Origin of the sequence: Candidatus Pseudomonas phytovorans (assembly GCA_029202525.1) — a bacterium.
In the GTDB taxonomy this organism is placed as follows: Bacteria; Pseudomonadota; Gammaproteobacteria; order Pseudomonadales; family Pseudomonadaceae; genus Aquipseudomonas; species Aquipseudomonas phytovorans.
This window is the reverse complement of sequence record CP119325.1, coordinates 2105084-2129178: the sequence shown is the minus strand read 5'-3', so window position 1 is coordinate 2129178 and position 24095 is coordinate 2105084. Positions and strand designations below refer to the sequence as shown.

General features: G+C 62.5%; 23 protein-coding genes. 12 read left to right on the top strand and 11 right to left on the bottom strand.

The window, feature by feature from the left end; genetic code table 11:
- Positions 1-105: 105 nt before the first annotated feature.
- On the bottom strand, positions 106-1665 hold the full coding sequence (locus tag P0Y58_09510; protein ID WEK32408.1) for a sigma-54-dependent transcriptional regulator: 1560 nt from the start codon (positions 1663-1665) through the stop codon (positions 106-108).
- A 255-nt stretch (positions 1666-1920) separates the two neighbouring features.
- On the opposite strand from P0Y58_09510, the gene phhA reads away from it, so the two are divergent.
- The 4 genes from phhA to P0Y58_09490 all read left to right on the top strand — a co-directional run bounded on the left by phhA (position 1921) and on the right by P0Y58_09490 (position 4714).
- Positions 1921-2709, top strand: coding sequence for a phenylalanine 4-monooxygenase (phhA, locus tag P0Y58_09505; protein WEK32407.1), 789 nt, complete (start codon positions 1921-1923; stop codon positions 2707-2709).
- A 39-nt stretch (positions 2710-2748) separates the two neighbouring features.
- Complete coding sequence (locus tag P0Y58_09500) at positions 2749-3105, top strand: 4a-hydroxytetrahydrobiopterin dehydratase (GenBank protein ID WEK32406.1); 357 nt, start codon at positions 2749-2751, stop codon at positions 3103-3105.
- Between the two features lie 190 nt (positions 3106-3295).
- Entirely contained in the window at positions 3296-3424 is a 129-nt protein-coding gene (locus P0Y58_09495; protein WEK32405.1) for a hypothetical protein, read from the top strand.
- Positions 3425-3514: 90 nt separating this feature from the next.
- A complete protein-coding gene (locus tag P0Y58_09490) occupies positions 3515-4714 on the top strand; it encodes an MFS transporter (protein WEK32404.1) in 1200 nt (399 codons plus the stop codon).
- A gap of 137 nt (positions 4715-4851) precedes the next feature.
- On the opposite strand, the gene P0Y58_09485 is transcribed toward P0Y58_09490, so the two are convergent.
- Positions 4852-7872: an FAD-binding and (Fe-S)-binding domain-containing protein gene (locus P0Y58_09485; GenBank protein WEK32403.1), complete on the bottom strand. Its 3021-nt coding sequence runs from the start codon at positions 7870-7872 to the stop codon at positions 4852-4854.
- A 152-nt stretch (positions 7873-8024) separates the two neighbouring features.
- On the opposite strand from P0Y58_09485, the gene P0Y58_09480 reads away from it, so the two are divergent.
- Positions 8025-8909 carry a LysR substrate-binding domain-containing protein gene (locus P0Y58_09480; GenBank protein ID WEK32402.1) on the top strand — a complete coding sequence of 295 codons (885 nt, stop codon included), beginning with the start codon at positions 8025-8027 and terminating at the stop codon, positions 8907-8909.
- A gap of 181 nt (positions 8910-9090) precedes the next feature.
- Here P0Y58_09480 and P0Y58_09475 read toward each other — a convergent pair whose 3' ends face one another.
- The 6 genes from P0Y58_09475 to P0Y58_09450 all read right to left on the bottom strand — a co-directional run bounded on the left by P0Y58_09475 (position 9091) and on the right by P0Y58_09450 (position 15643).
- A complete protein-coding gene (locus tag P0Y58_09475; GenBank protein ID WEK32401.1) occupies positions 9091-10509 on the bottom strand; it encodes an amino acid permease in 1419 nt (472 codons plus the stop codon).
- A gap of 645 nt (positions 10510-11154) precedes the next feature.
- The gene (locus P0Y58_09470) at positions 11155-12261 is read right to left on the bottom strand and encodes a pseudouridine synthase (protein ID WEK32400.1); all 1107 of its coding nucleotides are present in this window, start codon (positions 12259-12261) and stop codon (positions 11155-11157) included.
- 273 nt (positions 12262-12534) lie between these two features.
- Entirely contained in the window at positions 12535-13302 is a 768-nt protein-coding gene (gene scpB / locus P0Y58_09465; protein WEK32399.1) for an SMC-Scp complex subunit ScpB, read from the bottom strand.
- Positions 13289-14014 carry a ScpA family protein gene (locus tag P0Y58_09460; GenBank protein ID WEK33302.1) on the bottom strand — a complete coding sequence of 242 codons (726 nt, stop codon included), beginning with the start codon at positions 14012-14014 and terminating at the stop codon, positions 13289-13291. The genes scpB and P0Y58_09460 overlap by 14 nt, the downstream gene beginning before the upstream one ends.
- Before the next feature lie 125 nt (positions 14015-14139).
- On the bottom strand, positions 14140-14769 hold the full coding sequence (locus tag P0Y58_09455; GenBank protein WEK33301.1) for an L-threonylcarbamoyladenylate synthase: 630 nt from the start codon (positions 14767-14769) through the stop codon (positions 14140-14142).
- Positions 14770-14782: 13 nt separating this feature from the next.
- A complete protein-coding gene (locus tag P0Y58_09450) occupies positions 14783-15643 on the bottom strand; it encodes a PHP domain-containing protein (protein ID WEK32398.1) in 861 nt (286 codons plus the stop codon).
- A gap of 67 nt (positions 15644-15710) precedes the next feature.
- Between P0Y58_09450 and P0Y58_09445 the strand changes: the two genes are divergently transcribed.
- From P0Y58_09445 to P0Y58_09425, 5 genes are all read left to right on the top strand, one after another.
- Positions 15711-16304: a septation protein A gene (locus tag P0Y58_09445; GenBank protein ID WEK32397.1), complete on the top strand. Its 594-nt coding sequence runs from the start codon at positions 15711-15713 to the stop codon at positions 16302-16304.
- 1 nt (position 16305) lies between these two features.
- The gene (locus P0Y58_09440) at positions 16306-16605 is read left to right on the top strand and encodes a YciI family protein (protein ID WEK32396.1); all 300 of its coding nucleotides are present in this window, start codon (positions 16306-16308) and stop codon (positions 16603-16605) included.
- 205 nt (positions 16606-16810) lie between these two features.
- Complete coding sequence (locus P0Y58_09435; protein ID WEK32395.1) at positions 16811-17488, top strand: response regulator transcription factor; 678 nt, start codon at positions 16811-16813, stop codon at positions 17486-17488.
- Between the two features lie 101 nt (positions 17489-17589).
- On the top strand, positions 17590-18006 hold the full coding sequence (locus tag P0Y58_09430; protein ID WEK32394.1) for a Spy/CpxP family protein refolding chaperone: 417 nt from the start codon (positions 17590-17592) through the stop codon (positions 18004-18006).
- A 60-nt stretch (positions 18007-18066) separates the two neighbouring features.
- Entirely contained in the window at positions 18067-19407 is a 1341-nt protein-coding gene (locus P0Y58_09425) for a HAMP domain-containing sensor histidine kinase (GenBank protein WEK32393.1), read from the top strand.
- 147 nt (positions 19408-19554) lie between these two features.
- On the opposite strand, the gene P0Y58_09420 is transcribed toward P0Y58_09425, so the two are convergent.
- Positions 19555-20112, bottom strand: coding sequence for an NAD(P)H nitroreductase (locus P0Y58_09420; GenBank protein ID WEK32392.1), 558 nt, complete (start codon positions 20110-20112; stop codon positions 19555-19557).
- 102 nt (positions 20113-20214) lie between these two features.
- Between P0Y58_09420 and P0Y58_09415 the strand changes: the two genes are divergently transcribed.
- Positions 20215-21669: a TrkH family potassium uptake protein gene (locus P0Y58_09415; GenBank protein WEK32391.1), complete on the top strand. Its 1455-nt coding sequence runs from the start codon at positions 20215-20217 to the stop codon at positions 21667-21669.
- On the opposite strand, the gene P0Y58_09410 is transcribed toward P0Y58_09415, so the two are convergent.
- A complete protein-coding gene (locus P0Y58_09410; protein ID WEK32390.1) occupies positions 21626-22687 on the bottom strand; it encodes an AraC family transcriptional regulator in 1062 nt (353 codons plus the stop codon). The two genes, P0Y58_09415 and P0Y58_09410, sit on opposite strands and share 44 nt — an antisense overlap.
- Positions 22688-22841: 154 nt before the next feature.
- Here P0Y58_09410 and P0Y58_09405 point away from each other — a divergent pair, with 154 nt between their 5' ends.
- On the top strand, positions 22842-23153 hold the full coding sequence (locus P0Y58_09405; protein ID WEK32389.1) for a DUF962 domain-containing protein: 312 nt from the start codon (positions 22842-22844) through the stop codon (positions 23151-23153).
- 30 nt (positions 23154-23183) lie between these two features.
- On the opposite strand, the gene P0Y58_09400 is transcribed toward P0Y58_09405, so the two are convergent.
- The gene (locus P0Y58_09400; GenBank protein WEK32388.1) at positions 23184-23996 is read right to left on the bottom strand and encodes a UDP-2,3-diacylglucosamine diphosphatase; all 813 of its coding nucleotides are present in this window, start codon (positions 23994-23996) and stop codon (positions 23184-23186) included.
- Positions 23997-24095 lie beyond the last annotated feature (99 nt).

The window sequence follows — 24095 nt, the reverse complement described above, 5'->3', positions numbered from 1 at the left end:
CTCCCACAGGTACCGCACAGTTTTCAAGTACCGTGCAATACCTGTGGGAGCGGGCAAGCCCGCGAAGAATATTGCACAAGATTAACAGGCTATTAATTACCCGCTTTAATCTGCCGACTTACCTAAGGAATAGTCCCTTAACTTGTTGGCAATCGTCGTGTGCGAAACACCCAGTCTTTTCCCTAACGCACGACTACTCGAAAACTCCCCCATCAAACTTTCCAGCACGGCTTTTTCAAAGCGTCCGACAATCTGCGAAAGATCCCCTTCCAGCGAAAACTCACCCAACGGCTGCCGTACACCATAATCCGGCAAGCGAATATGCTCGCTCTTGACCACGCCGCCTTCACATAAAGAAACCGCCTGGAACAACACGTTTTCCAACTGCCTTACATTGCCCGGCCAATGGTATTGCCCAAGTTTGTCCATCGCCGTCGGCGCGAGGCGTGGCAGGGCGCAGCCGATCTGCCGGCTGGCCTGATCGAGAAAGTGTTGCACCAGGCCTTCCAGCCCATCCATGCATTCACGCAAGGGCGGAATGTGCAGCGACAATACGTTGAGGCGGTGATACAGGTCCTGGCGAAATTCGCCACGGGCACACAACTCGGACAAATCCACCTGGGTCGCGCAAATCACCCGCACATCCAGGTACACCTCTTCATCGCTGCCGACCCGGCGGAAGCAGCCGTCCTGCAGAAAGCGCAGCAACTTCACTTGCAGGCGCGGGCTCATCTCCCCTACCCCGTCAAGGAACAACGTGCCGCCTGCGGTCAGCTCCAGCAGCCCCAGTTTGCCCTCGGCCCGCGCCCCTTCAAATGCCCCGGGGCCATAACCGAATAGCTCGGTCTCAGCCATCGACTCGGGCAATCCGGCGCAATTGAGCGCCATCAGCGGCGACTGGCCGCGCGGGCTGGCCAGATGGCAGGCGCGCGCGAGCAACTCCTTGCCGGTGCCGGTTTCGCCCTCGATCAGCAACGGCGCATCCAGCGGCGCCATGCGCCGCGCTTCACGCACCACGGCGGCCATCACCCGGGAGCTCTGGAAGATGCTGTCGAAGCCACGCAGTTCCTGCTTGCGCACGTTGTAGATACGCTCGCCGATGCGGTCTGCGCGGTGCAGGGTAAGCACAGCACCGGCCAGCGCCTCGCTCTCATCATGTTCGGACTGCAATGGCGCAATATCGGCCAGGAACACGTCACCTTTGACCTTGATACGCATGCCATTGATACGCGACTTGTTGGCCCGTACCAGCTCCGGCAGGTCGAAGTCTTCGACATAGCGCGCCAGCGGCATGCCGGGCACCTCGTCCACTCGCACCCCCAGCAACTGTGCAGCGGAGCGGTTGGCCGCGACGATGCTGCCGCCCATGTCGATCGACAGCACCGGGAAATCCAGCGCCCCCAACAGTGCATTCAGCTCCATGTGCCGGCGCTCACTGGGCATCAGGCCCACGCGTTTGACGCCAAATACGCCGGCAATCGCCTCGAACTTCGGGCGCAAGGCCTGGAACTGCAGGTTGATCAGGTTCGGGCAGTGCAGGTAGATGGCGTTGCCATGGTCGCCACCCACTTCGCCGCGCAGCACGTTGATGCCGTATTCCACCAGCAGGTTGAGGATGTCGCGCAGGATGCCAATACGGTTCTGGCAATGCACTTTGATACGCATGTGGGTTCTCGAAGCGCCAATGTTTTTCAACACAGCGCAGAAAATTCGTAAAGATAAGCTGACAAAAACAGCGCAACCATCAGCCATATCCCTCGGATTTTCCGATACCCAGGTATTTTTGTAAAATTATCGTTACGAAAATGAGGCTGTCACGCCCTGACCATAGCTGCTCGCCCTCGTGCAAAGCGGCGAGCGAAGGGATATTTCTTAGTCATGTCCTGCACATAACAAGAAAGCCCTCACCAGGAGAGCCTCATGAAACAGACGCAATACGTGGCACGCGAGCCCGATGCGCATGGTTTTATCGATTACCCGCAGCAAGAGCATGCGGTATGGAACACCCTGATCACCCGCCAGCTGAAAGTGATCGAAGGCCGCGCGTGCCAGGAATACCTGGACGGCATCGATCAGCTCAAGCTGCCCCATGACCGTATTCCGCAACTGGGCGAAGTCAACAAGGTGCTGGGTGCCACCACCGGCTGGCAAGTTGCCCGGGTACCCGCACTGATCCCCTTCCAGACCTTCTTCGAACTGCTGGCCAGCAAGCGCTTCCCGGTTGCCACCTTCATCCGCACCGCACAAGAGCTGGACTACCTGCAAGAGCCCGATATCTTCCACGAGATCTTCGGCCACTGCCCGCTGCTGACCAACCCGTGGTTCGCCGAGTTCACCCACACCTACGGCAAGCTCGGCCTGGCCGCGACCAAGGAACAACGCGTGTACCTGGCGCGCCTGTACTGGATGACCATCGAGTTTGGCCTGATGGAAACCCCGCAGGGTCGCAAGATCTATGGTGGCGGCATCCTCTCGTCGCCGAAGGAGACCGTCTACAGTCTGTCTGGCGAGCCTGAACACCAGGCCTTCGACCCGATAGAAGCCATGCGCACGCCGTACCGCATCGACATCCTGCAGCCGGTGTACTTCGTGCTGCCGAACATGAAGCGCCTGTTCGACCTGGCCCACGAAGACATCATGGGCATGGTCCATCAAGCCATGCAGCTGGGCCTGCACGCACCGAAGTTTCCACCCAAGGTCGCCGCCTGAGCGACCTTGCCGATAATAACTCGAACCGGAAAACACCTCATGAATGCCTTGAACCAAGCCCACTGCGAAGCCTGCCGCGCCGACGCACCGAAAGTCACCGACGAAGAGCTGGCCGAGCTGATTCGCGAAATCCCGGACTGGAACATCGAAGTGCGTGACGGCCACATGGAGCTTGAGCGCGTGTTCCTGTTCAAGAACTTCAAGCACGCCTTGGCGTTCACCAATGCCGTCGGCGAAATCGCCGAGGCCGAAGGCCACCACCCGGGCCTGATGACTGAATGGGGCAAGGTTACCGTGACCTGGTGGAGCCACTCGATCAAAGGCCTGCACCGCAACGACTTCATCATGTGCGCGCGTACTGACAAGGTTGCGGAAACGGCAGAAGGCCGTAAGTAACCACTGAGAACAAAGGGCCGAAAGGCCCTTTTTTTGTGGGCAAAATGTGCGCTGTTCGCCCGCAAACCCGACAAGCGACCGGGAAAAAATCCAAACTGTCATCCAGACTTGTGTATCCTGCCCCAGCTTTGCGAAGCTTCCAAACGCGCCTGGCGCAGACTTTTCACTCACACTTGCGAGGAACGACGAGATGCACGAGATCCCGAATCTTCCCTTCCCAAGCCTGAACCCAGAAGAGCCATCCGTGACCGTTCACGCCGAACCGGCTGCTGCCGTCGAGCAGGATGGTGACGATCAATCCAGCGCTGACCAGGAATAACTGCGCATCCCCGACTGTGTGAAAACGGCTGACCTGCGGGCTACCCCCGTCATCACGTTTTCACACCGTCCTGAACCCACGTAGGCCCCCATGCCCGACTCACCGCGCCCCCTTGCGGTCACCCTGCAAGTCGTCTCCATCGTCCTCTTCACCTTCATCGGCTACCTGAACATCGGCATTCCACTGGCCGTGTTGCCCGGCTATGTGCACAACGATCTGGGCTTCAGCACCGTGGTCGCCGGCCTGGTGATCAGCGTGCAGTACCTCGCCACCCTGCTCAGCCGCCCTACCGCCAGCCGCATCATCGATAACCACGGCAGCAAGAAAGCCGTGATGTACGGCCTTGCCGGCTGTGGCCTCAGCGGCGTGTTCATGTTGGCCTGCGCCTTCCTTACACACCTGCCCTGGCTGAGCCTGGCCTGCCTGCTGATCGGCCGCCTGGTACTGGGCAGCGCTGAAAGCCTGGTGGGCTCGGGCGCGATTGGCTGGGGGATTGGCCGGGTAGGCGCCTCCAACACGGCCAAAGTCATCTCCTGGAATGGGATCGCCAGCTATGGCGCACTGGCCATCGGCGCCCCGCTGGGCGTGCTGATGGTCAAGGGCCTGGGGCTGTGGAGCATGGGTGTGAGCATTATCCTGCTGTGTATACTCGGCCTGCTGCTGGCTTGGCCCAAACAGGCTGCGCCCGTTGTCAGCGGTGTACGCCTGCCGTTCCTGCGGGTGCTGGGCAAGGTGTTCCCGCATGGCTCGGGGCTGGCCCTGGGCTCGATCGGCTTTGGCACCATTGCCACGTTCATCACCCTGTATTACGCCAGCCAGGGGTGGGCCAATGCCGCACTGACCCTGAGCCTGTTCGGCGCCAGCTTCATCAGTGCGCGGCTGCTGTTCGGCAACCTGATCAACCGGATTGGCGGGTTTCGCGTGGCAATCGCTTGCCTGTCGGTAGAAACACTCGGGCTGCTGATGTTGTGGCTGGCACCCAGCGCCGAAATGGCCTTGGCGGGTGCAGCACTGAGTGGGTTTGGTTTCTCGCTGGTGTTCCCGGCCTTGGGCGTGGAGGCGGTGAATCAGGTGTCAGCGGCCAACCGCGGGGCGGCAGTGGGAGCGTATTCGCTGTTCATCGATTTGTCGCTGGGAGTGACGGGGCCACTGGTGGGCGCGGTGGCGGCGGGGTTCGGGTTTGCTTCGATGTTTCTGTTTGCGGCGGCGGCGGCGGCTTGCGGGCTGGTGTTGAGTTTGTATCTGTACAGGAAGGCGCGGCGGCATCGAGATCGCGCACCAGAAGCCTGACTCTTGTACAGCCTGAACCGGCCCTTTCGCGGGTAAACCCGCTCCTACAGGGACCGCGTCAACCCAGATTGACGCGATCCCTGTAGGAGCTGGCTTGCCTGCGATGGGCTGCAAAGCAGCCCCCGAGGCCCTGAACGTTAACGCTGGGCGTACTGCAACACCACTTCCAGCGGGTGGCGCATCTTGCGCTCGGTCATGCGCTTGACCTGGCTACGGCACGAATAGCCCGTCGCCAGCGGCTCCCCTTCCTTGTCCAGCTTGGTCGCCCACGACTGCTCAAAGATGGTCCGCGAGGTCTCCTGGTTACGCGCTTCGTGCCCGTAGGTACCGGACATGCCACAGCAGCCCGTCGCCTCGGTCACCAGCTTGAGCCCCAAACGGGCAAACACCTGCTCCCATTGCTTGGTGCTGGTCGGCACGTTGGTCTTCTCGGTGCAGTGCGCCATCAGGCGGAAATTGCCCGGCGCGGTTGGCGCCTGCTCCGGCAGCACATCCATCAGCCACTCCTGCGGCAACAGCACCTGCGGGCAACCATTCAGCCCGGGCACTTTCTGGTACTCCTGGCGATACACCAAGGTCATCGCCGGGTCCAGACCTACCAGCGGCACTCCACAGTCTGCCAACGCCTTGAGCTGGGTGGCATTGCGGATCGCCGCCTTGGCGAATGCGCCCAGAAAGCCCTGCACGTGCAGCGGCTTGCCGTTGGCACTGTAGGGCGCCAGGAACACCCGGTGGCCGAGCCGGTGGGCCAGGTCGATGAACGCCGACAACAGCGGCGTTTCGAAGTAACGGGTGAATGCGTCCTGCACCAACACAATGCTGCGCTCGCGCTGGGCCGGGGTCAGTTCGCGCAGGGCCGGCACCGTGGCCACGCCAACGCGGCAGCGGCTCAGGGTGGCCTGGAAGTTGAAGCGGCTGATCAGCGGGCTGTCGACCATACCGACCTTGTCCGCCAGCAGTTTACTCACCCACTTCGAGCCCATCACCGCGTTGTAAAGCCCTGGAGCGCGGGCCATGAACGGCAGGGTGAACTCCAGCGAGCCGATCAGGTAGTCACGCAGCGGGCGCTGGTAGCGGCCGTGGTACAACTCAAGGAAGCGTGAACGGAAGTCCGGCACGTTGACCTTGATCGGGCACTGCCCGGCGCACGACTTGCACGCCAGGCAGCCGGCCATGGCGTCGTACACTTCATGGGAGAAATCTTCCTGCCCTTGGCTGCGTTCGCGGTTGTTGCGCAGGCGCGCCGGCAGGCCCTTGAGCCACGAAACCTTGTTGCGTGCCGCAGCCAGCACGTCGATGTTCGCCTCGCCCTGCAGGCGCAGCCATTCACGCATCAGCGAAGCGCGACCCTTGGGCGAATGCTGGCGTTCGCGGGTCGCCTTCCACGACGGGCACATGGCGTCGTTGGGGTCGTAGTTGTAGCAGGCGCCGTTGCCGTTGCAGTGCACGGCGCTGGGGAAGTCCTGCCAGACCCGCTCGTCGATGGTACGATCAAGGTCGCCGCGCAGGGTCACGCCATCGACCGGGGTCAGGCCCTCGGCGCTGCCCGGCGGGGTGCAGATCTTGCCCGGGTTGAGCTGATTGTGCGGGTCGAAGGCCCCCTTCAGGCGCTGCAGCGCCGGGTACAGCTCACCGAAGTACTCTGGCACGTATTCCGAGCGCAGGCCTTTGCCGTGCTCGCCCCACAGCAGGCCGCCGTAGCTTTTGGTCAGCGCCGCCACCGCATCGGAAATCGGCTTGACCAGCGCAGCCTGGGCCGGGTCTTTCATGTTCAGCGCCGGGCGCACGTGCAGCACGCCGGCATCGACATGGCCGAACATGCCGTAGGCCAGGCCATAGCCATCGAGCAGCGCGCGGAAGTCGGCGATGTAGTCGGCCAACTGCTCCGGCGGTACCGCAGTGTCTTCGACAAACGGTTGCGGGCGCACCTCGCCCTCGACGTTACCCAGCAAGCCCACCGAGCGCTTGCGCATGACGTAGACGCGGGTGACCGCCTTGGCGCCTTCGGCCAGGGTATGCCCCAGGCGCTCGACGCTGGCGTCCGCTTGCAAGTGCTCGACAAAGGCCTGCACCCGGGCATTGACCTCGGCCGGCTCATCGCCACAGAACTCCACCAGGTTGATGCCCAGGGTCGGGCGCTCGGGGTCGGCCGGGAAGTATTCGGCAACGCTGTGCCAGACGATGTCTTTCATCGCCAGCATCAACACCTTGGAGTCGACGGTCTCGATCGACAACGGCTTGTGCGCCATCAGCGCATTGGCGTCGCGCAGGGCATCCATGAAACTGGCGTAGCGCACGTTGACCAGCACCGCGTACCTGGGGATCGGCAGCACGTTGAGCTTGGCTTCAACCACGTAGCCCAGCGAGCCTTCGGCGCCACACAGCACGCTGTTAAGGTTGAAACGGCCCTGCTCATCGCGCAGGTGTGCCAGGTCGTAGCCGGTCAGGCAACGGTTGAGTTTGGGGAAGGTGGTTTCGATCAGCTCAGCCTGGGTTTCCTGAATATCGCGGGCCATGCGGTACACCTCGCCGACCCGGCCGGGTGCCGCGCAGGCTTGCTCCAGCGCGGCATCGTCGATCGGTAGGCTGTGCAGGCGCTCGCCCCCAAGCAGCACGCTGTGCAGCTCCAGTACGTGGTCGCGGGTCTTGCCATAGGTGCAGCTGCCCTGGCCGCTGGCATCGGTGTTGATCATGCCGCCGACGGTAGCGCGGTTGGAGGTGGACAACTCGGGGGCGAAGAACAGGCCGTACGGCTTGAGCGCGGCATTGAGCTGGTCTTTCACCGTACCCGCCTGCACCCGCACCCAACGCTCCTCGACGTTGATTTCGAGAATCTTGTTCATGTGCCGCGACAGGTCGACGACGATACCGTCGGTCAACGACTGGCCGTTGGTGCCGGTGCCACCGCCGCGCGGGGTCAGCTTGACGTCCTGGAAGCGCGCCTCGCCCATCAGCGCGGCAACTCGCGCCACATCGTCGGCATCCAGCGGGAACACCGCCGCCTGAGGCAGGCGCTGGTAGATCGAGTTATCGGTGGCCAGCACTGTGCGGGTACCGTAGTCGGCACTGATCTGGCCACGGAAGCCGCTGTTGCGCAGTGCTTCGAGGAATTCGGGGTAGTTGGCGCTTGGTGCAACGGTCGGCAGCTGGGCGATCATCGAAGGATGGCCTCTTGATATTGGCTAATTCACGGGATTCCTGTCACCCCGGCATAGGTGTTGCCATGCGGGGGTGTCGTATAGGCCAATGTTCCTGTAGTTTCGCCTCAGGGGCAAACGGATAATCCTGCCGCTATCAATGACTTTTATGAATGAATTACCGCCACCTGACACCGTCCATGTCGCTGCTGCTGGCATTCGAAGCCGCTGCCCGGCATGAAAGCTACACCCGGGCTGCTGCCGAGCTGTCGCTGACCCAGAGCGCGGTCAGCCGCCAGGTGCAGGCGCTGGAGCAGCAACTGGGCCTGACCCTGTTCCGACGCGAGGGCCGCCAGGTGCAGCTGACCGATGTCGGCCGCCTGTACCAACGCGAGCTCAGCGAAGCTCTGGGGCGCATTCGCAGCGCGACCTTGCAGGCACTGGCCTACCAGTCCGGAGTGGGCACCTTGCGCCTGGCCACCCTGCCGACCTTCGGCTCGAAATGGCTGCTGCCGCGCCTGCATGCGTTTTACGGCGCTCACCCGGGCATGCTGGTGCACATTCACTCACGCATCGAAGCCATCAACTTCGACACCAGCGAAATCGATGCCGCCATCGGTGTGGCCAGCCACGATCTGCCGGGGCTGATCTGCCATCGCCTGCATGCTGAGGAACTGGTGGTGATCTTGCCGCCGGAGGCTGGCGCAGATAGCCAGGGCTGGAGCCCGGCACGGATCAGTGAAGAGGTGCTGTTGAATGTGGCCAACAACCCACACGCCTGGGGCGAGTGGTTTTCACACCATGGCCTGCCACACCGGTCGATGCGCCTGGGGCCGAGCTTCGAGCTGACTTCGCACCTGATCCAGGCGGTACGGGCCGGGATTGGTATCGGCCTTGTGCCGCGTATTCTGGTGGAAGAAGAACTGGCCAAGGGCGAGCTGCATAGCCCGGGAGGGGCGATTGCCAGCCAGCGCAGTTATTACCTGATCTACCCGCCCAGGAATGAGGCGCTGCCATCATTGCGGGCCTTCAGAAGCTGGTTGCTGGAACAGATCTGATCGCTTTCATTGCCAGTCCCGGCCTCTTCGCGGGCGCGCCCGCTCCCACAGGTACAGCGTTGTTGCTAAAGCCTGTGGTGATCCTGTGGGAGCGGGCATGCCCGCGAAAGGGCCGGAACAGACAACAAAAACCCCAAGTCAGTCGCCTGACTTGGGGTTTTCTGCAGACTACGTTGCCGAGTTACTTGGCTACGGTACCCGCAGCCCCACCGGCATTCATCTTGCGGCGTGGCTTGACCATGTAGATCACGAACATGGCAAACAACCAGACCGGCATCGCATACACCGAAACCTGGATGCCCGGGATCATCAGCATGATGCCCAGAATCAGCACCACGAAGGCCAGTACCAGGTAGTTACCGTAGGGGTACCACAGCGCCTTGAACAGGGGCTTCTGGCCGGTACGGTCCATGTGCTGACGGAACTTCAGGTGCGAGTAGCTGATCATCGCCCAGTTGATCACCAGGGTAGCCACGACCAGCGACATCAGCAGCTCCAGGGCGTTCTGAGGCATCAGGTAGTTCAGCAGCACGGCGACAAAGGTAAAGGCGGCCGATACCAGGATCGAACGCACGGGCACACCACGCTTGTCGACCTTGGCCAGCGACGCCGGGGCATCGCCCTGCTCGGCCATGCCCAGCAGCATGCGGGCGTTGCAGTAGGTGCCACTGTTGTACACCGACAGTGCAGCGGTCAGTACCACGAAGTTCAACAGATGGGCGGCCACGTCACTGCCCAGCAACGAGAACACCTGCACAAACGGGCTGCTGCCGTAGCTGCCACCCGAGGCATCGATGCTGGCAACCAGGTTGTCCCACGGGGTCAGCGACAGCAGCACCACCAAGGCACCGACATAGAAAATCAGGATGCGGTAAATGACCTGGTTGATCGCCTTGGGGATCACGGTCTTCGGCTTGTCGGCCTCGGCAGCAGTGAAGCCGAGCATTTCCAGGCCACCGAAGGAAAACATGATAAACGCCAGGGCCATTACCAGCCCGCTGACACCGTTGGGGAAGAAACCGCCATGCGCCCACAGGTTGGTGATGGTGGCGTCTGGGCCACCGCTGCCACTGGTGAGCAGGTAGGCACCCAGGCCGATCATGCTGACGATGGCCACGACCTTGATGATGGCAAACCAGAATTCGGCCTCACCGAAGAACTTCACGTTCATCAGGTTGATGGCGTTGATCAGCACGAAGAACGCTGCCGCCGTGACCCAGGTAGGGATCTCCGGCCACCAGTAGTGAACATACTTGCCGACCGCCGAAAGCTCCGACATGCCCACCAGGATGTACAGCACCCAGCAGTTCCAGCCCGACAGGAAGCCGGCGAAACCACCCCAGTAGGTGTGGGCAAAATGGCTGAACGAGCCGGCCACCGGCTCTTCAACAATCATTTCGCCAAGCTGGCGCATGATCATGAAGGCGATGAAGCCGCAAATGGCGTAGCCCAGGATCATTGACGGGCCGGCGGATTTCATCACGCCTGCCGAGCCGAGGAACAGGCCGGTACCAATTGCACCACCAAGGGCGATCAACTGGATGTGGCGGTTCTTCAGGCCCCGCTTGAGCTCGCCTGAATGCATGTTTTGTCCACTCATGAACGAAGTCACCTGCATTGTTTTTATCTGTGACGGAATCGGACCCACCGCGCTCGTGGCGCAGCGGAATGGGCAAGGTGGTTACCTTGGGTTTCTTGACCTCAGGTGCCGCCGAAGCGGGTCAACCAGGCGTGATCAAGAGTGCGCGGTACGCAAGGGGGTCACAGGTAAAACGCGGCGCACTGTATACCCCTGCAAACGCGCAGGCGTCAACGCGTTGCGTCCTTCCATCCGGAAAAAACGCAGCGATCCTGTGGTGTGGGCCTTGAAAGGCGGAGTGATCGGCGTACATGGCGCCTCCATTTGTTGTTTTGTCAGCCAGGCTCTGTGGACGGGCTGTTGCACACGGCAATGGCGGCTATAACACCGTGGGGACGGGGGTTTGGGCAAGGGTGGGTGAGGGCTGGGCGGCTGGCTTGGGGCTTGGGTGGCGGCAAACTTTGTTTACACGATCGGGCTAATTCTGAATTCAGGGGTGAAATTGGCCAAATTCGTATAGATTTCTTTACAAGCCGGTTCAAGAACTTGCCAGTCGTCCGAAAAATTCTTTTAGTTCAATATCTTGGGGCCGCTTTGCGGCCCAAAATTCCACAGGCATAAAAAAACCAGCCCGAAGGCTGGTTTCTCGATTACCGCCAAGGCCTATCAGCCACGCGGCTTGCCGCGACCACGGCCTGCCGGCTTGTCACCTTCAGGCTTGCCACGGCCACGAGCCGCCGGCTTGTCACCCTCTGGCTTGCCAGTGCGTTTGCGCATGTCGCTCGGGCGCTCGGCCACCGCACTGCCACGGGTGTTTTTACGCGGGGCCTCTTCACGCGGCTGACGCGCAGGGCGCTCGCCGGTAGCAGCGCCTTCGTGCGCCGGGCGCAGATTGCGCACGCGCTCGCCACGACCCAGCGGGCGGGACGACTTGCGCTGCAGGCGTTCCATCTTGTCCTTGGCCTTGAGGTTCAAGGTTGGCAGCGCAACCGGCTGCAAGCCCACTTCAGCGGCCAGGATGTCGATTTCGCCCTGGCTCATTTCGCGCCAGCGACCCATCGGCAGGTCAGAGTTGAGGAACACCGGGCCGAAACGCACGCGCTTCAGGCGGCTGACCACCATGCCCTGGGACTCCCACAGGCGACGCACCTCACGGTTACGGCCTTCCATCACCACGCAGTGGTACCAGTGGTTGAAGCCTTCACCACCCGGAGCCTTCTGGATGTCGGTGAACTTCGCCGGGCCGTCTTCCAGCATTACGCCGGCTTTGAGGCGCTCGATCATTTCGTCGTCGACTTCACCACGCACACGTACCGCGTACTCACGGTCCATCTCGTAGGACGGGTGCATCAGGCGGTTGGCCAGCTCACCGTCGGTGGTGAACAGCAGCAAGCCGGTGGTGTTGATGTCGAGGCGGCCGATGTTGATCCAGCGGCCTTCTTTCGGCCGAGGCAGGCGGTCGAACACGGTCGGGCGGCCTTCAGGGTCGTCACGGGTGCAGATTTCGCCATCGGGCTTGTTGTACATGATCACCCGGCGGGTGGCCTCGGCGGCCTCTTCGCGCTTGATCAGCTTGCCATCTACGGCAATGGCGTCATGCAGGTCGACGCGCTGGCCAAGGGTGGCGACGACGCGGTTGACCTTGATACGGCCCTGGCTGATCCAGGCCTCGACGTCACGGCGCGAGCCCACGCCAATACGCGCCAGCACTTTCTGCAGCTTTTCGCCGGCGGGTGGGGTGATCTCGGTATCTTGCAGGTCTTGCTCACTCATCTGGGCACCTCCCGGTGTAGGAATGAAAACAGGTTCTTGGCGACGAACGCGCCAAAAGGCCGCGCATCATACGCGGTTCGGCAGGGGAACGCACTGGAGGGTAGAGGGTTTTGTGGGCATTGGGAGAAGTTTCTGCCTAGTGGTGGTGTGTTGGCAGTACCGGCCCTTTCGCGGGCACGCCCGCTCCCACAGGGATATCACAGGCCCTGAGGGTCGCGCGGTACCCGTGGGAGCGGCGTGCCCGCGAAGAGGCCGGCACAGGCCCCCGCAAAATCAGGGCTGCAACTTGTCTTGCTCTTCCAGAGAGGCCTCAGGCTCCTCTTCGCGCAAATCTTCAAAATCGATCTTCAGCCCCTCTTCCATGGCATCCAGTTCCACCAGCAGACTACGGAAGCTGGTTTCGTCCTTTGGCTCAGCAACCTCTTCTTCGCCAAGGCTGGCATCCGCCAGCGCCTGCAGGTGCGCCGGCACCGGCGCATCATCCGGGTCAAGCAGCGGCTCTGGCTCTATCAGGCGCAACTCGGCCAAGGCCGGTAGCTCGTCCAGGCTCTTGAGATTGAAATGATCGAGAAACGCCTTGGTGGTTGCGAACATTGCCGGCCGCCCGGGCACCTCACGGTAGCCGACCACGCGGATCCATTCACGCTCCAGCAAGGTCTTGGTGATATTGCTGTTCACCGCCACACCGCGCACGTCCTCGATCTCGCCACGGGTGATCGGCTGGCGGTAGGCGATCAGAGCCAGGGTTTCGAGCAGCGCGCGCGAATACCGCTGTGGGCGCTCTTCCCACAGCCGGCCAACCCAGGGTGCAAAGTTTTCGCGAATCTGCAGCCGGTAGCCGCTGGCCACCTCTTTAAGCTCGAATGCGCGGCCGCTGCACGATTTGCCAAGCACTTCCAGGGCCTTCTTGAAGACCTTGGGCTCCGGGCGCTCGGCTTCTTCGAACAGTTCGTAAAGGCGTTCGAGGGATTGCGGTTTGCCCGATGCCAGCAAAAAGGCTTCGATCAGCGACGCCAGGTCGCGGGGTTCATTCAGGTTCATCAATTTCTTCAGCAAGCGCGGGTCGTAGCCGCACGTGGATCGCGGCGAAGGCTTCATTCTGCACCAGTTCAACCAGCGATTCCTTCACCAGTTCAAGAATCGCCATGAACGTCACCACCACACCGAGCTTGCCCTCTTCGGCAGTAAACAGCTCGACAAACGGAACAAAAGCACCGCCCTTGAGGCGTTCCAGCACCTGACCCATACGCTCGCGGGTCGACAGCGTCTCGCGGCTGATCTGGTGGCTTTCGAACAGGTCATTGCGGCGCATCACCTCGGCCATGGACATCAGCACTTCTTCCAGGCTGACCTGCGGCAACAGCTTGCGCACCTTGGCCTTGGGCGCCTCCAGGCACGGCACCACGACATCGCGGCCGACCCGCGACAGTGCGTCGATGCCCTCCGCGGCAGCCTTGAAACGCTCGTACTCCTGCAGGCGGCGGATCAGCTCGGCGCGCGGGTCGCCCTCCTCTTCCTCGACCTCGGCCGAGCGCGGCAGCAACATGCGGGACTTGATTTCGGCGAGCATCGCGGCCATCACCAGGTACTCGGCGGCCAGCTCCAGGCGCACGCTCTTCATCAGCTCTACGTAGCCCATGTACTGGCGGGTGATTTCCGCCACCGGGATGTCGAGGATGTCGATGTTCTGCTTGCGGATCAGGTACAGCAACAGGTCCAGCGGCCCTTCGAAGGCTTCAAGAATGACTTCCAGGGCATCCGGCGGGATATACAGGTCCAACGGCATTTCGGTCAGGGCTTCGCCGTAGACCAGGGCCAACTGCAACTGCTGGGGCGCCTCGATCTGCTCGGCAGGCGCTTCGGGTATATCCAGCTGGCTCACGCGTCGACCAGGAACGGCGTGGGGTCGCCGCAGCCTTCGCGGATCAGCGCCGGCTCGTCGCCAGTCAGGTCAATGATGGTAGATGCCTTGAGATCGCCGTAGCCACCGTCGATGATCAGGTCGACGTGGTGCTCAAGGCGCTGACGAATCTCGTAAGGATCGGTCATCGGCTCTTCCTCGGGCGGCAAGATGAGGCTGACGCTCATCAACGGCTCGCCCAGCTCTTCCAGCAGCGCCAGCACAATCGGATTGGACGGCACGCGCAGGCCGATGGTGCGTCGCTTCTCATGCATCAACAGCCGCGGCACCTCACGCGTGGCATTGAGAATGAAGGTGTAGGGCCCCGGAACATGCGCCTTCAGCAGGCGGAAGGTCGACGTATCGATCTTGGCGAACAGCCCCATTTGCGAAAGATCGCAGCACAACAGGGTGAAATTGTGTTGTTTGTCCAGTTTGCGCAATGTGCGCACGCGCTCGATCGCGCCTTTGTCGCCGATCTGGCAACCCAGCGCATACGCCGAGTCGGTCGGATACACCACCACGCCACCCTTGCGGATGATCTCGACGGCCTGTTTTATCAGGCGCGGCTGTGGGTTCTCCGGATGAATCTGGAAAAATTGGCTCACGTAGTCGTCCTGTTCATAGCGCCAAAGGCTGTTCATGGCTGAATCGACGCCACAGAGGTGGCAGGTCCTCGGGCAAAGGCCGGTAGGCACCGATCTCTCCCCAGGTGCCGGGGCCGTGGAAGTCACTGCCAGCGCTTGCCAGCAGGCCGAACTCACGGGTGAGGATGGACATCGTGCCCACCTGCTCGGCCGGCATCATCCCGTTGACCACCTCAAGTGCCTGCCCGCCTGCCTGAATATAGTCGGCAATCAGCCTTCTGCGCTTGCTGCGGGTCAGGTCGTAGTGCATGGGGTGCGCCAGGCTCACCCATGCTTTGGACTGGCGCAGGGTGGCGACAGTTTCGTCGAGGGTCGGCCAGTGCTGCTTGACGTCGCCCAGTTTGCCGGCACCGAGCCACTTGCGAAACGCCTCGCCACGGTCCTTGACGTGCCCGGCACGTACCAGGTATTCGGCAAAATGCGGACGCGCCGGGGCGTTGCCGCTGTCGCCCAGCTCGCGCTGCACGGCGCGGGCGCCCTCGAGCGTGCCGGACATGCCCTTGGCTGCCAGCCGTTTGTCGATTTCTTCGGCGCGTAGCCAGCGACCATGGTGCAGCGCTTCGATCGCCGCCAGCAAAGGCGGAGCGTCCAGCGGGAAGTCATAACCCAGCACATGGATGGTCGCGCCACCCCAGGTGCACGACAATTCCACCCCGCTGACCCAGCGCATGCCCCGCTCGATGCAGGCCTGGCGCGCTTCGGGCAGGCCCTCGAGGGTGTCATGGTCGGTCAGTGCCAGCGTTTGCACCCCGTGCTCATGGGCCCGGGCAACCAGTACCGAGGGCGACAGGGCGCCGTCGGACGCCGTGCTGTGACAGTGCAGATCAACATTCATGGAGGAGCGCTTTCGCTGGATTCGATGTTTGTTATTATGCCGTCACATCCCGATTCTGGCTGCCATTGTGAAACAATTCATCGATTTCATCCCGCTGCTGCTTTTCTTCATCGTCTACAAGCTGGACCCGCGCCCTATGGAAGTCGCCGGCCACAGCTTCGAATTCGGCGGCATCTACAGTGCCACGGCCATGCTGATCATCAGCTCGCTGGTGGTGTACGGGGCGCTGTTCCTGCGCCAGCGCAGGCTGGAAAAGGGCCAGTGGCTGACGCTGGTGGCCTGCCTGGTGTTCGGCGGCCTGACCCTGACGTTCCACAGCGAAACGTTCCTCAAGTGGAAAGCACCGGTAGTGAACTGGTTGTTCGCCCTGGGCTTTGCCGGCAGCCACTTCATCGGTGACCGGGTGCTGATCAAGCGCATCATGGGCCACGCCCTGAGCCTGCCCGATGCCGTCTGGGCCCGCCTGAACGTTGCCTGGATCGCCTTCTTCCTGTTCTGCGGCGCGGCCAACCTGTTCGTTGCCTTCACCTTCCAGGACTTCTGGGTCGACTTCAAGGTGTTCGGCAGCCTGGGCATGACCGTGATCTTCCTGGTGGCGCAAGGCGTGTACCTGTCGCGCCACCTGCACGACGACCCTTCTACTACCAAACCCAAGGATTGACATGCTCTACGCCATCATCGCCAGCGACGTCGCAAACTCCCTGGAAAAGCGCCTGGCTGCCCGCCCGGCGCACATCGAACGCCTGCAGCAACTCAAGGCCGAAGGCCGCGTGGTGCTAGCCGGCCCACACCCGGCCATCGACAGCAACGACCCGGGTGACGCAGGTTTCAGCGGCAGCCTGATCGTTGCCGAGTTCGAATCGTTGGCTGCAGCCCAGGCTTGGGCTGATGCCGATCCTTACATTGCTGCGGGCGTGTACGACAAGGTTGTGGTCAAGCCGTTCAAGCAAGTGCTGCCTTGAGCTGAGACCGAGTCGCCTTCTTCGCGGGCTTGCCCGCTCCCACAGGTAACCCACAAGCCTCGGATTCTGTGCGGTCCCTGTGGGAGCGGGCAAGCCCGCGAAGAAGGCGACTCGGTGTTGGCAGTTACACAGTTGCCATCAGTCTGCGGTATCTTTGCCGCTGGCGGGCCGAATAGCCGCCGTCAATGATTGAATTGAGTGAGTCATGAGCGAGCTGTTACTGATTGATGATGACCAGGAACTGTGCGAGCTGCTCGGCAGCTGGCTGACCCAGGAAGGGTTCACCGTACGTGCGTGCCACGATGGCCAAAGTGCACGCCAGGCCTTGGTCGAGCATGCCCCGGCAGCGGTGGTACTGGACGTGATGCTGCCCGACGGCAGCGGCCTGGAACTGCTCAAGCAATTGCGCAGCGAGCATACCGAGCTGCCAGTGCTGATGCTGTCTGCACGCGGCGAGCCGCTGGACCGCATCCTTGGCCTGGAGCTGGGCGCAGACGATTACCTGGCCAAACCCTGCGACCCGCGTGAGCTCACTGCCCGCCTGCGCGCGGTATTGCGCCGCAGCCACCCCACCGCCACCACCAGCCAGGTCGAGCTGGGCGATCTGGTCTACAGCCCTGCCCGTGGGGTCGCCAGCATCGATGGCCGCGAAATGACCCTGACACTGTCGGAGAGCCGCATCCTTGAAGCCCTGCTGCGCCAGCCCGGCGAGCCGCTGGACAAACAGGAACTGGCGCAGATCGGCCTGGGTCGCAAGCTGACCCTGTACGACCGCAGCCTGGACATGCATGTCAGCAACCTGCGCAAGAAGATCGGCCCGCATGCCGATGGCCGACCGCGCATCGTGGCACTGCGCAGCCGGGGCTATTACTACTGCCTCTGAACATCTTTACCGAGCCTTTACCATCCACTGACTGCGCTTGACGGTGATCTCCCTAGACTGTGCTCATCCGGTAAACACCGGCCTTTGACAGGAGAGACACCATGCGCAAGACCCTAATCGCCCTGATGTTCGCCGCCGCCCTGCCGACCGTGGCCATGGCCATGCCTGAAGGCGGCCCGCGTCACGACGGCCCCCATCATCGCGGTGATGCGCCTTTCCATCAACTGGACCTGAGCCGCGACCAGCGCCAGCAGATCGGCAAGCTGATGGGCGAGCAGATGCAGCAGCGTCGTGACATCAACGAGCGCTACCTGGCCAAGCTGCCGGCCGCCGACCAGAAAGCCATGAAGGACGAACTGCAAGCCAGCCGCGCCAAGACCGACACCGCCGTGCGCAACCTGCTCAAACCTGAGCAGCAGAAGAAGTTCGACGAACTGCAAAAGGAACGCGCCGCCAAGCAAGCCGAGTGGCAGGAGTTCCAGGCCTGGAAAGCTGAAAAAGGCACCAAGGCTCAGTAAGCTGTACGCCCCACGCCCGGCCCGCCACAATGCGGTCCGGGCTTTTACCGTTTACAGGAGGTGCACTTGCGTTCACTGTTCTGGCGCATCCTGGCCAGTTTCTGGCTGGCCATTACCCTGGTCGCAGGCCTGTCGATCCTGCTGGGGCACATGCTCAACCAGGACGCCTGGATCCTTAGCCGCCATCCGGGCCTGAATACCCTGGCCAGCAAATGGGCCAAGCATTACGAGCAGGAAGGCCTGGATTCGGCACAGCACTTTCTGGAGCGGCGCAAAGATCGTTACAAGATCGACGTGCAGGTACTCGACGACAGTGGCGAGGCCGTCGTGCCCGGTACCTTCCCGCGCCGTGCGGCAGCTTTCGAAGCACGCCAGCACAATGACGAGCGGCGCCTGCCATGGCGTCGGCTGACCGAGGAATACACCAGCCCCGAGTCCGGCGAAACCTACCTGCTGATTTACCGCATTCCCCACCCTGCACTGGACGCCTGGCACCGCGAAAGCCTGATGTGGCCGCTCAGTGCGCTGGGGATTGCCCTGGTGGTACTGACCCTGTTCAGCCTGCTGGTCACCCTGTCCATTACCCGCCCGCTCAGCCGCCTGCGCAGCGCGGTGCACGACCTGGGCCAGACCACCTACCAGCAGAACAGCCTGGCGCAACTGGCAGCCCGACGTGATGAGTTTGGCGTGCTGGCCAAGGACTTCAACAAGATGGGCGCGCGCCTGCAGAGCACCATTGGCAGCCAGCGCCAGTTGCTGCGCGATGTGTCCCATGAACTGCGCTCGCCGCTGGCCAGGCTGCGCATCGCCCTGGCTTTGGCCGAGCGCGCCGGGCCCGAACAGCGTGAGACCCTGTGGCCGCGCCTGACCCGTGAGTGCGACCGCCTGGAAGACCTGATCAGTGAAATTCTTGCCTTGGCCCGGGTCGATGCCGAGCAGGCGCATGCCGAGCCGGTCGACCTCAACGCCCTGCTCGGCAGCGTGCGCAAAGACGCCCTGCTCAGCGCACCGGACCAGGACGTGCGCCTGGAGGCGCAACCGGGGCTGACCCTGCAAGGCTGGCCAACGCTGATCGAGCGTGCCGTGGACAACCTGCTGCGCAACGCCCTGCGCTTCAATCCGATGGGGCAGCCGGTCGAAGTCAGCGCCGTGCGTGAGCAGGAGCGGATCGTGATCAGCGTGCGAGACCATGGGCCGGGGGCAGCGCCGGAGCATTTGGCGCAGTTGGGTGAACCATTCTTCCGTGCGCCGGGGCAGGAAGCGCCGGGGCATGGGCTGGGGCTGGCGATTGCGCGCAAGGCAGCGGAGCGCCATGGCGGGAGTCTGATTCTGGACAACCATCCACAGGGTGGGTTTGTCGCCAGGCTGGAGTTGCCCTTGGCTGAGGCGGCTGGCAGTTGATCTGATGTGATGGCTTCCGGCCTCTTCGCGGGCGCGCCCGCTCCCACAGGTACTGTGCGACGCCTGAGACTTGCACCGCACCTGTGGGAGCGGGCGTGCCCGCGAAGAGGCCAGTGGCCTTGATACAACAATCAGCCCAAGGCTGCGTTACTCGCCCCAACCACTGACGAAATCAGCGGTGTCCAGAATCGGCGCAGTACGCGGCTCGTTCTGCGGCGTACCGACATACAGGTAGCCAATCAGCTCTTCGCTCTCAGCCAACCCCAAGCCCTTGTGCACATGGGCATCGAACGCCATGTCACCGGTACGCCAGACCGCGCCGATACCCTGCGCATGCGCGGCAATCAGAATGCCGTGTGCCGCACAGCCCGCTGCCAGCCGCTGCTCGGACTTGGGCACCTTGAAGTGCTCCTGCAGCCTGGCGATTACCACAATCAGCAACGGTGCCCGCAGCGGCATGGCGCGGGCTTTGTCCAGCGCGGCCTGGCTGGCATCGCCCTTGTTCTGCACAGCTTCAGCGAACAGCTCGCCCAACTGCTCACGGCCCTGGCCTTCGATGGTCAGAAAGCGCCATGGCCGCAGCTGGCCATGATCCGGGGCGCGCAAGGCAGCCTGAAACAGCACCTCGCGCTGGGCGGCATTGGGTGCCGGGTCGGTCAGGCGTGGCACGGAAACACGGTTGAGCAATGCGTCGAGAGCCTCCATCGGCTACCCTCCTGGCAGTTGAATGTGCGGCCATTCTAGCGTTTACATCACCAGACCCATAGGTAGAATGGCGCCCTTCCGTTTCGAGTCAGAGCAGATCACATGGCGTTGCCGACCTTAAGGATCATTGGTTTCATCATCGGCATCTTCCTGATCACTCTCGCCGTGGGCATGGCCGTGCCCATGGCAACCCTGGTGATCTTCGAGCGCACCGGTGACATGCCGTCGTTCCTCTGGTCCAGCATGATCACCTTCATTGCCGGCCTGGCCCTGGTAATACCGGGGCGCCCCGAACATGTGCACCTGCGCCCGCGGGACATGTACCTGCTGACGGTCAGCAGCTGGCTGGTGGTGTGTGTGTTTGCTGCCCTGCCGTTCCTGCTGACCCAGCACATCAGCTATACCGACGCCTTCTTTGAAAGCATGTCGGGCATCACCGCCACCGGTGCCACCGTGCTCAGCGGGCTCGACAGCATGTCGCCGGGCATCCTCATGTGGCGCTCAATGCTGCACTGGCTCGGCGGCATCGGCTTCATCGCCATGGCGGTGGCGATCCTGCCATTGCTGCGCATCGGTGGCATGCGCCTGTTCCAGACCGAATCGTCCGACCGTTCGGAGAAGGTCATGCCGCGCTCGCACATGGTTGCCAAGTCGATCGTGGGGGTGTACGTCGGCTTCTCGATCCTCGGCTCGCTGGCCTTCTGGTGGGCGGGCATGAGCCCGTTTGATGCGATCAACCACGCCATGTCGGCGATCTCCACCGGCGGTTTTTCCACCTCCGACCAGTCGCTGGCGAAATGGGATATCCCGGCCGTGCACTGGGTGGCGGTGGTGGTGATGATTCTGGGCAGCCTGCCGTTCACCCTTTACGTCGCGACCCTGCGCGGCAACCGCAAGGCACTGATCCGCGACCAGCAGGTGCAGGGTTTGCTGGGCATGCTGGTGGTTACCTGGCTGGTGCTGGGCACCTGGTACTGGTACAGCACCGACCTGCACTGGCTCGACGCCCTGCGCCACGTGGCGTTGAACGTGACCTCGGTGGTCACCACCACCGGCTTCGCGCTGGGCGACTACAGCCTGTGGGGCAACTTCTCGCTGATGCTGTTCTTCTACCTGGGCTTCGTGGGCGGCTGCTCCGGTTCGACTGCGGGCGGTATCAAGATTTTCCGCTTCCAGGTTGCCTATATCCTGCTCAAGGCGAGCCTTAACCAGTTGATCCACCCGCGTGCGGTGATCAAACAGAAATACAACGGCCACCGCCTCGATGAAGACATCGTGCGTTCGATCCTGACGTTCTCGTTCTTCTTCGCCATCACGATCTGCGTCATGGCCCTGCTGCTGTCGTTGCTGGGCGTGGACTGGATGACCGCATTGACCGGTGCTGCCGGCACGGTTTCGGGTGTGGGGCCGGGCCTGGGTGAAGTGATCGGCCCGTCAGGCAACTATGCCACGCTACCGGACGCGGCCAAGTGGATCCTCGCTGCCGGCATGCTGCTTGGCCGCCTGGAAATCATTACGGTGCTGGTGCTGTGTATGCCGGCGTTCTGGCGTCACTGACCTCTTCGGCGTCCGCACCCAGGCGGGCGCGATACTCGCTTGGGGTGACATCGAACCAGCGGCGGAAGGCCCGGTAGAAATTGCTGGGGTCGGCAAAGCCCAACAGGTAGGCCGTTTCCAGCAATGTCATGCCCGGCTGGGCCAGGTACTGCTCGGCCAGCTCGCGACGGGTGTCATCGAGCAGGGTCTGGAAACTGGTGCCCTCCTCTTGCAGCCGCCGCTGCAAGGTGCGCTGCGACAGGTGCAGGGCCTGGGCCAGGGTTTCGCGCTTGGGCTCACCCTGCGGCAGGATGCGGCACAACACCTGGCGCACGCGGTGGGTAACCCGGCTTTCGGAAAAGCGTGCCAGGTAGTCCCCGGCAAAGCGGTCGTGGAGCACCGCCATGGCCTCGTTGGCCGTCGGCAACGGCGCCTCCATGTCGGCCCGCTCGAACACCAGCGCATCATGCGGCGCGCCAAACACCAGCGGTGAATGGAACGCCACCTTGTACGGCTCGACATTCCTTGGCTGCGGCCCCTGCACCAGCACCCGGCGCGGCTGCACCGGGCGCCCGCTGAGCCATTTGCACAGCGCAAGCGCACAGGCCAGCGATGCTTCGGCACTGTGCCGGGTCGGCGGCAGATGGTCGCCATGCACTGTCAGGATCAGCGAGTAGCCCTCGGCGCCGAGGACGAAACTGAGGTCGGAGCTTTCGGCGATGATGCGCTGGTAACGCACCAGGCGCTGGAAGCCCTCGGCCAGGGTGCGGCTGGACATCAACGCGTAGCCCACCACATGGAACGACGCCGGGCGTACCACGCGCGCCATGTTCAGGCCGATGGCTTCGTTGCCCGACAGCTCCACCGCCAGCTGCCAGAGCCGAGTCATGGAATCCTGGGGGAAGCGTGCATCGGGGTCGTCGAGGGCAGCAAAGTCCAGCCCCAGCTGCCTGAACATGGACGGGCAGTCCAGCCCTTCCAGTTCGAGCGCCTTCACAATCCCTGATGCCCAGCTGGCTGACGTGGTTCTTTCGCTCATGACAGGCTTCTTTTTACCGACCGCTCCTGCGGTGAACCCCAAGGATACTCATTTGGCGCCTATTGTCACTGGTAGGCCCCGTCAGTCACTCTAGACTCGAATCAGGCTCCACGCCGTGCATCTTGTCCAGAAGTATTAATCCCGGAGCACTGCCATGAACCGCACAGCGCAGTATCGCAGTTTTGCCGAGTTCTATCCCTATTACCTGGGGGAGCACAGCAACCCCACCTGCCGCCGGCTGCACTTTGTCGGCACCAGCCTGGTGATCGCACTGCTGGCCTACACCATTGGCAGTGGCAAATGGTTGCTTTTGCTGGCCGTGCCCCTGTTCGGCTACGGCTTTGCCTGGGTCGGGCATTTCTTTTTTGAAAAGAACCGGCCGGCGACATTTACTTATCCGCTGTACAGCCTGGCCGGGGATTTCGTGATGTTCCGAGATATCTTGCTGGGCAAGATCCGGCTGTAAGCGCTTGGGCAGGCGCCGGGTCCGCAAGCCCTAAGCCGGCTCGCGCAACGCCGCCACCGCCTGTGCTTCCCGCGCCTGGGCATCGGCCAGCCGATACAGCTCGATGCTGCCATCCCAGTGCTCGATCAGCGCCGTGCACGACTCCACCCAGTCCCCGCAATTGAGGTAGTCCACATCGCCCACCTTACGGATCTCGGCATGGTGGATATGCCCACACACCACCCCATGAAAACCTCGCCGGGTGCACTCATGGGCAATGGCATCTTCGAAGTCACTGATGAAGTTCACTGCGCCCTTGACCTTGTGCTTCAAGTAGGCCGACAGCGACCAGTAACCATAGCCATACCGCGCACGCCAGCGATTGAGCCAGCGGTTGAGCACCAGGGTGAACTCGTAGGCACGGTCTCCGAGAAACGCCAGCCAACGGTGGTAACGGGTAATTACGTCGAACTGGTCGCCATGGATGACCAGCAGGCGGCGGCCGTCGGCAGTCAGGTGCTCGGCCTCATCCACCAGCTGGATGTTGCCCAGCATCAGCTTGGAGTAACGACGCAGGAATTCGTCATGGTTGCCGGTGACGTAGATCACCTCGGTACCGCGTTTGCTCATGGTCAGCAAGCGCCGGATCACGTTGGTGTGGGCTTGCGGCCAGTAAATGCCGCCGCGCAGTTTCCAGCCATCGATGATGTCGCCTACCAGGTAAACGCGGTCGGCCTGGTAGCCCTTGAGGAACTGCGACAGGTGTTCGGCCTGGCAGTCGCGGGTCCCCAGGTGCACATCGGAGATCCACAGGGTACGCACGCGTTGCTTGCGCGAGGGACGGGACAGTTCGGCATGGGTCATGGGCAGGCTCCGGCGCAGTTTGCTGGAGACTGGCAGGCGCGCATGACAGTGCCGTGGCAAAACGGTGACGGGTGATGGCCTGCAGGGAATGAGGCACAA